The sequence below is a fragment of the Microcystis sp. M_QC_C_20170808_M9Col genome (assembly GCF_007095495.1).
GTDB lineage: Bacteria > Cyanobacteriota > Cyanobacteriia > Cyanobacteriales > Microcystaceae > Microcystis > Microcystis aeruginosa.
The window spans coordinates 1-9,998 of sequence record NZ_SFBZ01000151.1 but is presented as its reverse complement, the minus strand read 5'-3'; the positions used below and the strand labels follow the sequence as shown (position 1 = coordinate 9,998).

The following is a 9,998-nucleotide window of genomic DNA, read 5'->3' as shown; positions in this document are numbered from 1 at the left end:
ATCGGGTAAATTACCTAATTTTCAGGGAAAAAGTCCAGGGATTTTCCCCCCGACCACTCCCATATCTGGTACTTTTTGATTGACAAAAAGTCTAAAAGTCTTACCCAACAAGGTTTTTATATTTATTCAGCTAACCCTAGTTAGCTTATAATTAATCGTGGCATTTAAATTGCTTGTTGAGACGAGGCAAGAGGCAAGAGGCAAGAGGCAACAGTAAAGGGATTGGGGGAGATTCGGCTAATCTTAAGAATAAGTGCTTTAAATGCGTCTTAGCTTAAATCCTGTTGAAAAGGTATAGCAGAGTAGGAGAAGCGATTTTTGCTCCCCTTGTCCCTTGCGTCGGCAAACCCCAGCGTTTTTTCTATCTTAACAAAACTCAACTTTGAGAAAATTGTCGGAAAAGAGATATTAGCTCAGAAAGCGATTATACTCAATGATCGAAGACTATTGGCCGGCGATCGATGAACCAAGACAACGAGATTAGTCACTTACTAGACCTCATGCCTGCTTCGGGACGGATGATGACGCGCATTGTCAGCAAACCCGAAAGCACCAAGGTAATCGAAACTAATTTTCCCCTGCCCTGGCAAAGAGGAGTCAGACCGATTCAAATTAATTTTGACCTCTGGCGGCAATTATCAAGACCCCAACGGGATCTAGTCTTGTTAAGGGCCGTCTCTGTTTTAACGGCAGTAAAATGGTTTAAACCCGATCTCGATCGATTAATTGCTCTGGCTGGTATGATCGGTTTAACCGTGGAAACCCTGCAAACCGATGCCGTCGGTATGGCAGTAGCGGGGGGTTTAACTGCCTTGGCAATTAACCGGATTTGGCGAGAAAAACGCAGCCCCCAACGGGAATTAGACGCGGATGAAGCGGCCCTAAAAGTGGCTGTTAGACGCGGTTACACGGAAACCGAGGCCGCTAAGGGTTTATTATCGGCTATTGAGACTATAGCTGAAATTGAGGGGCGATCGAGTCTCAATTTTAACGAGTTATTGCGCTGTCAAAATCTGAAAAAATTAGCCAATCTCTCCTTTGTTGGTGTTCCCGATCAGGTGAGACAATCTTAAGGTCAGTTGTTTTGGCTATCAGCTTTCTTTTTACTGATTACTGATCACTGATCAATGATCACTTAAATCCCTAACCTTAAAATAACTACTATAAAAATATTTTTCCCCTTGCTCAATGGCTGCAATTGACTCTTTAGAAAAAGCCTTAAAATATCACTTTGGCTACGATCAATTTCGACCGAATCAACGCCAAATAATTGAGGCTGCTTTAAACAATCAGGATTTATTAGTAATTATGCCCACTGGAGGCGGTAAATCTCTCTGTTTTCAGCTACCCGCTTTAATCAAAAAAGGGGTGACGGTGGTGGTTTCTCCCCTAATTGCTTTAATGCAGGATCAAGTAACTGCTTTAGCTGATAATGGCATCGGGGCAACATTTCTCAATAGCACTTTAAACGCTAAACAAGTCAGAGAAAGAGAATCTTTAATCCTGCAAGGAAAAATTAAACTGTTATATGTCGCCCCAGAAAGATTATTATCGCCTAGTTTTTTAGACTTTTTAGCTGTTATTGATAATTACCTCGGTTTAGCCTGTTTAGCAGTGGATGAAGCTCACTGTGTCTCCGATTGGGGTCATGATTTCCGCCCTGAATATCGACAAATTAAACAAGTTCGTCAACGCTTTCCCTCCGTGCCAATTTTGGCTTTAACTGCCACCGCTACCCAACAGGTTAGAGAAGATATTATCCAACAATTAGGATTGCGAGATACTTCCATTCATATTGCTAGTTTTAATCGTCCTAATCTTTATTATGAAGTTCAACCTAAAACCAGTAAATCTTATCAGCAATTGTATCAATATATTAAAGGACAAAAAGGAGCAGGAATAGTTTACTGTATCAGCCGCAAAACCGTCGATAAAGTTGCTGAACAGTTGCAAAAAGATGGTATTAATGCCCTACCCTATCACGCGGGTATGGAGGATCGGGAAAGAAGTAACAATCAAACCCGTTTTATTCGGGATGATGTGCAGATTATGGTGGCAACAATTGCCTTCGGTATGGGGATTAATAAACCGGATGTACGCTTTGTCATTCATTACGATTTACCCCGCAATTTAGAGGGATATTATCAAGAGTCAGGCCGTGCGGGTAGGGACGGAGAACCAGCTAAATGTACCCTCTTTTTTAGCTTTGCAGATGCCAGAAAAATTGAGTATTTTATTAACCAAAAAACCGAGCAAAATGAACAACAGAAAGCTCGTCAACAATTGCGACAGGTGTTAGATTATGCTGAAGGGAATGAATGTAGAAGATCGAGCGTCCTAGGTTACTTTGGAGAAAGTTTTGCGGGTAACTGTGGTAACTGTGATAACTGTCGGAATGGTACAAATAACCAGGATTGGACGATCGAAGCACAAAAATTTTTATCCTGTGTGGCGCGGACGGGACAGAAATTCGGTATGATGCACATAATCAACGTACTCAGGGGAGGAAAAGGTGAAAGAATCACCCAATATCAACATCATTTATTATCTACTTATGGCATCGGTAAAGATAAAACTATGGAGGAGTGGAAACGTTTAAGTCGTTCCCTTGTCCAGCAAAATATATTAGTAGAAACTGAAGACGATTTTAGAATCTTGAAACTTAATCAACACAGTTGGGAAGTGATGCGGAAACAACGTTCCGTGTTTATTGCCGTCCCCCAAAAAGCTAACGGTCAAATCTTGGGAGACGACAATCCCAATATGGTGGAAAGTGATTTATTATTCGAGCGCTTGCGGCAACTGCGGAAAAAAATTGCCGATAGTCAAGGGGTTCCTCCCTACGTTATTTTCCATGATTCTAGTCTGCGTTTGATGGCCCAATCGAAACCACGGAATTTGGGGCAGTTTCGTCAAATTTCTGGAGTAGTACACAGTAAAGTACAACAGTATGGGGATATATTTATAGCGGCAATTAATGATTTTTGTCAGGATAGTCTTCCCTCTACTCAATTCCTCACTCTCCAATACTATCAAGATGGGTTGAATGCGGAAGAAATCGCTCGCAAAAGAAGCTTAAAAGTCTCAACCATCTATGAACATTTAGCTAAATTGCTGGAAGCGGGTTACGAAATTGATATTAATCAGTTAGTCTCTAAAAATAAACAGGAATATATTCGTTTAGTGATCAAAAAATTGGGCGATCAATCCCTGAAAACTCTCAAAGAAAATCTGGGAGATAATTATAGTTATGAGGAAATTAAATTAGTTGTTGCTTGGCAAAGACGACCCCGGCAATAAGGCCAGAGGAACTCTTTTGATGCAACCCTCCACTTTAAAAGCGATAATAAATAATCAGTTTTTAATAACCGGATTTAGTATTACAACCAGTGGGTTAATCCGCTCAAAAATTGCTTTTTTCGGGGTTGAAAAATTTTCAACCCCGATTTTTATCATCCGGGAAAAATAACTTCTAGGGGAGCGGGAATCATCTCGCTACGAAAGTCAAGAATCTGGACTAGGATTAAATAGGCAACGGCGATTAAAATCGAAATTGCTCCCGTGATAATGGCGATAATTTTAGCAGAATTCATATAATTAACCGTTAATTTCCTGAGATTATTGATCTATTGCCGCAAAAGCTACCGAAATTTATTCTCATCTACGATTGCGAGGATAAACAATTCAAACTGAAGATATCTTACAGCACAATTCTCCGAGGCGATCGAGAGGAGGAAAATCTTTACCGAATCAAGGTTAGTTACGGTTAAAGAGATTTTGCCATCAGTTCCACGAAAGAATAGGGTTTATCAGCTAGGAGAACATTCAGAATTTTGACTAATCCCGAACTGAGGTTCAGGTTGAAACCCAGTTTGACGAGAGATAGTCCTTGCGGCTCAATGTATAGATTAACATCTATGGTAAAGCTTGCAATTATTTGTTATTTGAATCTATACAACCAGCAAAACCCTTGCTATAATCGACAATATATGGTAATAGACCAATTCCATGCACTGCATCCGCGTAGGCATCTTCAAAGTTGATCAACCTCGCTTTGTTTTAAGGCAGGCCTTAGCCTGCCTTACTTTTTATCAGTGGTCAGTAACCAGTAAGCAGAAAATTGCCATTTAATACCAATCACCGCTCAGACTGTCCACGGAAAACTCAAATCTGATCACTGGTAACTGGTAACTGATAACTGATAACTGATCTGATCCCCTAGCGTGATAAGCTGTGTATTGGCTAATTTTACAAAAAATTAAGACTTTCCCCTTGTGGGAGTTATCAGCTAAAACCCAGAGTAGACATAAACAATGGTAGCGACAACAGAAACTAACGTTGGTAAAATCGTCCAGATCATCGGTCCTGTCATCGATGCCGAATTTCCCAGTGGCAAACTGCCCCGTATTTATAATGCCTTAACCGTAAAAGGAACTAACTCCGCCGGTCAAAATCTATCGGTTACTTGTGAAGTACAACAGTTACTCGGTGACAACCAAGTGCGGGCCGTTGCCATGAGTACCACCGATGGTTTAGTGCGCGGTATGGATATCGTCGATACCGGCGCAGCGATTAGCGTTCCCGTGGGTAAATGCACCCTCGGTCGGATTTTTAACGTTCTTGGTGAACCCGTGGACGAAAAAGGACCGGTTAACGTCACCGAAACCTCTCCTATTCACCGTCCCGCTCCCAAATTAGTCGATCTTGAAGTAACACCGACGGTTTTTGAAACCGGTATCAAGGTGATTGACCTGCTCACCCCCTACCGTCAAGGGGGCAAAATCGGCCTCTTTGGGGGTGCTGGTGTGGGCAAAACCGTCATTATGATGGAATTAATCAACAATATCGCCATTCAACACGGGGGTGTCTCGGTTTTTGGCGGTGTGGGTGAAAGAACCCGCGAAGGAAACGACCTCTACAACGAGATGATCGAATCGAAGGTAATCAACGCTGATAACCCCGAAGACTCGAAAATTGCCCTCGTTTACGGTCAGATGAACGAACCCCCCGGAGCGAGAATGCGCGTCGGTCTCTCTGCTTTGACCATGGCCGAATATTTCCGCGATGTCAGCAAGCAAGACGTACTCTTATTTATTGATAATATCTTCCGTTTCGTGCAAGCTGGTTCGGAAGTATCGGCGCTCCTCGGTCGGATGCCTTCTGCGGTAGGATACCAACCCACCCTCGGCACTGATGTAGGCGACCTGCAAGAGCGGATTACCTCCACCAAAGAAGGATCGATCACTTCCATCCAAGCGGTCTATGTACCGGCGGATGACTTGACTGACCCCGCTCCCGCCACTACCTTCGCTCACTTGGACGGAACAACCGTACTATCCCGTGGTCTGGCTTCCAAAGGTATCTATCCGGCGGTAGATCCCCTCGGTTCCACCAGCACCATGCTCCAAGCTGATATCGTCGGTGATGAACACTACGGCACCGCTCGCGCCGTCCAATCTACCCTGCAACGCTATAAAGAGTTACAGGACATCATCGCTATTCTCGGTTTAGACGAATTGTCGGAAGAAGATCGTCTCACCGTTGACCGCGCTCGCAAAATTGAGCGTTTCCTCTCGCAACCTTTCTTCGTGGCCGAAGTTTTCACCGGTTCCCCGGGTAAATACGTTACCCTCGCTGATACGATCAAAGGCTTCCAGATGATCCTCAAAGGTGAACTCGATCGCTTACCCGAACAAGCGTTCTATATGGTCGGCAATATCGATGAAGCGATCGCTAAAGGCGAAAAACTCAAAAAAGGCTAATTAAAAGTCAGTAGTAACCGCTAAACGCGGTTACTTAACCCAGAAATCTGCCAAAATTATCGTTATTATCACCAATGAGCATTACAGTACGGGTTATTACACCCGATCGCATTGTCTGGGATAACGTGGCTGAAGAAGTAATCCTACCCAGTTCCACGGGACAATTAGGTATTCTTCGCGGTCACGCTCCTTTATTAACTGCCCTGAATATTGGCGTAATGCGAATTCGACCGGGGAAAGACTGGGAAAATATCGCGGTTTTGGGCGGTTTTGCTGAAGTCGAAAATAATGAGATCAAAGTCCTCGTTAATGGGGCGGAATTAGGCTCAAAAATCGATAAAGAAAAAGCTCGCGCCGAATACGAACGGGCCCAAACCCGTCTCGATGAAGTCAGTAAAGGGGATGACCGTCGCAAAACTATCCAAGCGCAACAATCATGGCGCAAAGCTCGCGCTAGATACCAGGCCGCTGGCGGTTTAGTATCGGTTTAAACCAAACCAAATCAAATTAAATTAAAGCAAAATCGGGCGGGTTTATATAAACCTACCCGATTCTTTTTCAGTTATCAGTTATCAGTTATCAGTTATCAGTTATCAGATTTGAGGTTTCAGTGAATACTGTTAAGTAGTCGTGCAAAATTAATTTCCTAGTGAAGATAGGCAAGAGGCAAGAGGCAAGAGGCAAGAGGTGTTTAGATATGTGTAATTAATTTTGCTTAGGTACTTATTGAGAAGTTGCTGTTCTCCTACTGCTCGGTGATCACTGAAAAAGTTTCCTGTTTCCCGTTGCCTAAAACTGGAGATTTTGTAGCCCTCCATTAAGATAACTGCTAAGCTAAGACGCATTTAAAACGCTTATTCTTAGATTAGCCGAACCTTCCCCAATCCCTTGACTGTTGCCTTTTGACTCTTGCCTCTTGCCTCGTCTCAACAAGCAATTTAAATTACGAACAGCTTATAAATTAATTGCTACCACTAAACACAACTTCGGGGAATTTTAACTGTGCATCGGCCATGGGGATTTGTCGGCCTTGATTGCGTAACTCTTGCCAAAAATTAATTACTTCTGTGGCTTTGTTGAGAACATCAACGCGATCGGACTCATCAATCCAGTGTTTTGCTTCTAACTCCTCTTGCAGTTGTTGCCAAGCATCATTGCGCGGCCAGAAAAAATAAGCGGTGAGGGGGCTAGTTCCTTTGCCGACCACCTGATCCACAGCGATCGCTACGTTCTGATCTAACCACAATACTTTTAAAATAAACTTTGATTCGGAACTGACTGTCATTGTTAATCGTTAATCGTACAATTCTCGATTATATCATCTTTTGACTCAATTTTCCGCAGTCAGTTTTTAACTATTTTTTCCGATTTTTTCGCTAATAACCGCTATGATTCCAGAAACAGACTCTTTACCCTGTAAACAAATCGGTGTGGCCGTAATTAGAGATGATCGAGATTTAATTTTAATCGATCGCCGTCTAGCCAAGGGACTCCTGGGCGGTTTTTGGGAATTCCCCGGTGGCAAAATCGAAGGCAATGAAACGGTACAGGAATGTATTAAACGGGAGGTATTAGAAGAAATTGGTATTGAAATCGCAGTGGATAGTCATTTAATCACCATCGATCACACCTATAGTCATTTTCGGGTTAATCTACAAGTATATAACTGTCGTTATCTCAGTGGCCAAGCAAGAGCGATCGAATGTGAAGAAATCCGCTGGGTAACTATCGAGGAACTAGATAATTACACTTTCCCCGCGGCCAATCAAGAGATTATCAGAGCCTTAAAAGACATGGTAAACTCGAAATGATTGCTGCTAATCGTCGAGTAATTATGCTTAATCCTTCTATTCGTCAAGAACCCCGCTACGAACCGGCCGCGGTTATTCCCCTAAAAAAAGACGCTTCCATTGTCGAGTGGTTAGAAAAAAATAATCGCATGATTCCCCGGGATAAAATCGCCGAACCAGATCTCACTCTCGAAGAAGATGTGGAACTATCTGAACTCATGGATGTCGATGATATCGGTTATGATGACGACGAAGATGAATTAGTCTTAGATGAAGATTAATCCCGTCTTCTTTGGCAAATTTTACCCTTATCTGACGCTTTAGTCGTGAACGCTAACATTTTTTCCGCCCCTATCTTTAAAAAACCCACTGGAACCCATCTCCTGATTCTACTAACGGGATTACTATTTCTGTTAGTAGTTTTTTTTCAGTCCACTAATTCCCTGTTAATCCCCCTGATGGCCACAACGTTAATCAGTGGTGGTCTTGGTTGTCAAGTAGTACCGATGCTGCGGCGCTTGAAAATGGGTCAGATCATGCGCGAGGATGGACCCCAGGCTCATTTAAAGAAAGCAGGAACCCCGACCATGGGAGGCAGCTTTTTTGTGCCGGTAGCCCTTATTTTCGCTTTAATCTGGTCTAAATTTACTCCTAATGTGGTGGCGGTTGCTTTGCTGACTTTTGCTTACATGGGCATCGGTTGGTTAGATGATTGGCAAATTCTGCGTTATAAGTCGAATAAGGGCCTATCTCCCCGGATGAAGTTAATTTTACAGATAGCGGGGGCGGTGCTTTTTTGTCTCTGGATGTTGGTCAATCAGGTGAGTACCGATATCGGCCTTTGGGGTCGATTAGTCATTCCTTTGGGCTTTTTCTTCTGGATTTTGGCGGGATTTGTCCTTGTGGCTGAAAGTAACGCCACTAATCTCACCGATGGGGTGGATGGATTAGCGGGGGGAACAGGTGCGATCGCATTTTTGGGTTTAGCCATTATTATCGCCCCTAGTCATCCGGATTTGGCGATTTTCTGCACTTGTTTTGCTGGTGCTTGTCTAGGCTTCATTTTTCATAACCGCAACCCCGCTAAAGTCTTTATGGGTGATACGGGTTCCCTCGCTTTGGGAGGTGCTTTAGCTGCAGTGGGTTTAATTACTGGACATCTCTGGGGATTATTTTTAATTAGTGGTCTCTTCTTTCTGGAATCTCTTTCGGTAATCGCTCAGGTTATCTATTATAAAGCCACAAAAGGACCCGATGGCAAGGGCAAAAGATTATTAAAAATGGCTCCTTTTCATCATCATTTAGAATTAAGTGGTTGGACGGAAACGAAGATTGTGGGAGCTTTTTATCTGGTTAATGCGCTTTTAGTTGTCTTGGCTATTTGGAGCAGTTAATTAGGCACTAAAGGAAAGACCACAACCGCAGGTATTTTGGGTGTTGGCATTGGTAAAACGGAAACCACCACCCATGAGATCTTCTGAATAGTCTAATTTTAAAATTTGTAGGTAGCGATCGCTGTCAGGATCGACTACAATATTAATACCCTGACTTTGATAAAAGCGATCGTTTTCTGCCACAATAGGGGTTAATTCGAGATGATAGTGAAGTCCCGAACAACCACCGTTTTTTACTGCCAAACGCAGATAGGAACCAGTCAGACGACGGCTTTGACTCCAACGTTCAATTTCTCTAGCGGCGGCGGGACTTAATTCGATCATTGTTTTTGAGACTATTGTAATAATAATATCAAGTTCTTGTGAAGTTATACCACAGTTATTATCAAACTTTATGTTAAGAAATATGTGACTAATAAATGGCGGGGGTAGCTGACAATTTTTAACACAGAAAACGGGTTCCTTGAAGAAACCCGTTTTCTAGGTGACTTAGAAACTTAGATAAAGAAATTACCTACTGGAATGTTCCCTAAAGCTGGTAAAGTACCAGTAAATCCGGTGATATTTATTAATAAATCATTGCTGGATTGGAAGCCAGCCGTGCTATCATTAATAACGAGATAAGTTCCAGCTATTGCACCGGTTGTTACCTGCACTAAGGCGGCACTATTAACCCCTAATCCTTGATTACCTGTAGTCGCTCCATTGGCATCAGTAAATACCTGATTGACTAAATCTCCTAAAGTGGTAGTAGTGCTATCAGTAGCGCGACTGAAACTACTAGGCGCATTCATGGGTAGTCCACCTTGAGTTAATAAGTCGATTTTATCACTATTGATGGCAAAATCTGTGATACGATCGCTTGCGGATATGGTAGATTGTCCAAATTGGAAGATGAAAGTATCTGCACCTAAACCACCGGTTAAAGTATCAATTCCCGCACCTCCATTGATTTGATTAATACCACTATTTCCGGTGATATTATTGTTACCAGCGTTACCTGTACCATTAATATTATTAGTGCCAATTAGTCTGAGGTTTTCCACATTGTT

The 9,998-nt window shown here is 42.7% G+C and carries 11 protein-coding genes; 7 read left to right on the top strand and 4 right to left on the bottom strand.

Going from position 1 to position 9,998, the window contains the following annotated elements; translation table 11 throughout:
- The first annotated feature begins 461 nt into the window (after nt 1-461).
- A complete protein-coding gene (locus EWV68_RS09065) occupies nt 462-1,073 on the top strand; it encodes a DUF3318 domain-containing protein (protein ID WP_012263842.1) in 612 nt (203 codons plus the stop codon).
- A 115-nt stretch (nt 1,074-1,188) separates the two neighbouring features.
- A complete protein-coding gene (gene recQ, locus EWV68_RS09060; RefSeq protein ID WP_061431568.1) occupies nt 1,189-3,300 on the top strand; it encodes a DNA helicase RecQ in 2,112 nt (703 codons plus the stop codon).
- Nucleotides 3,301-3,452: 152 nt separating this feature from the next.
- Here the strand turns inward: recQ and EWV68_RS09055 are convergent, their stop codons facing one another.
- Entirely contained in the window at nt 3,453-3,593 is a 141-nt protein-coding gene (locus EWV68_RS09055) for a hypothetical protein (RefSeq protein ID WP_002760440.1), read from the bottom strand.
- Between the two features lie 720 nt (nt 3,594-4,313).
- Between EWV68_RS09055 and atpD the strand changes: the two genes are divergently transcribed.
- A complete protein-coding gene (gene atpD / locus EWV68_RS09050) occupies nt 4,314-5,762 on the top strand; it encodes a F0F1 ATP synthase subunit beta (RefSeq protein ID WP_002737987.1) in 1,449 nt (482 codons plus the stop codon).
- Between the two features lie 74 nt (nt 5,763-5,836).
- Entirely contained in the window at nt 5,837-6,253 is a 417-nt protein-coding gene (atpC, locus tag EWV68_RS09045; RefSeq protein WP_287169550.1) for an ATP synthase F1 subunit epsilon, read from the top strand.
- 470 nt (nt 6,254-6,723) lie between these two features.
- On the opposite strand, the gene EWV68_RS09040 is transcribed toward atpC, so the two are convergent.
- A complete protein-coding gene (locus tag EWV68_RS09040) occupies nt 6,724-7,047 on the bottom strand; it encodes a 30S ribosomal protein PSRP-3 (protein WP_002760450.1) in 324 nt (107 codons plus the stop codon).
- A 103-nt stretch (nt 7,048-7,150) separates the two neighbouring features.
- On the opposite strand from EWV68_RS09040, the gene mutT reads away from it, so the two are divergent.
- From mutT to mraY, 3 genes are read left to right on the top strand one after another with little or no spacing between them, the layout of a single operon-like run.
- Nucleotides 7,151-7,573: an 8-oxo-dGTP diphosphatase MutT gene (mutT, locus tag EWV68_RS09035; RefSeq protein WP_185237997.1), complete on the top strand. Its 423-nt coding sequence runs from the start codon at nt 7,151-7,153 to the stop codon at nt 7,571-7,573.
- Nucleotides 7,570-7,833: a DUF3134 domain-containing protein gene (locus EWV68_RS09030; protein WP_002760451.1), complete on the top strand. Its 264-nt coding sequence runs from the start codon at nt 7,570-7,572 to the stop codon at nt 7,831-7,833. Before mutT ends, EWV68_RS09030 begins: the two co-directional genes overlap by 4 nt.
- 45 nt (nt 7,834-7,878) lie before the next feature.
- Nucleotides 7,879-8,946, top strand: a complete 1,068-nt coding sequence (mraY, locus tag EWV68_RS09025; RefSeq protein WP_002782118.1) for a phospho-N-acetylmuramoyl-pentapeptide-transferase — start codon at nt 7,879-7,881, stop codon at nt 8,944-8,946.
- On the opposite strand, the gene EWV68_RS09020 is transcribed toward mraY, so the two are convergent.
- Nucleotides 8,947-9,270, bottom strand: a complete 324-nt coding sequence (locus tag EWV68_RS09020) for a HesB/IscA family protein (RefSeq protein WP_147070141.1) — start codon at nt 9,268-9,270, stop codon at nt 8,947-8,949. It lies immediately after the preceding gene.
- 173 nt (nt 9,271-9,443) lie between these two features.
- On the bottom strand, nt 9,444-9,998 hold a 555-nt coding region (locus EWV68_RS09015), incomplete at its 5' end, for a bluetail domain-containing putative surface protein (RefSeq protein ID WP_287169548.1).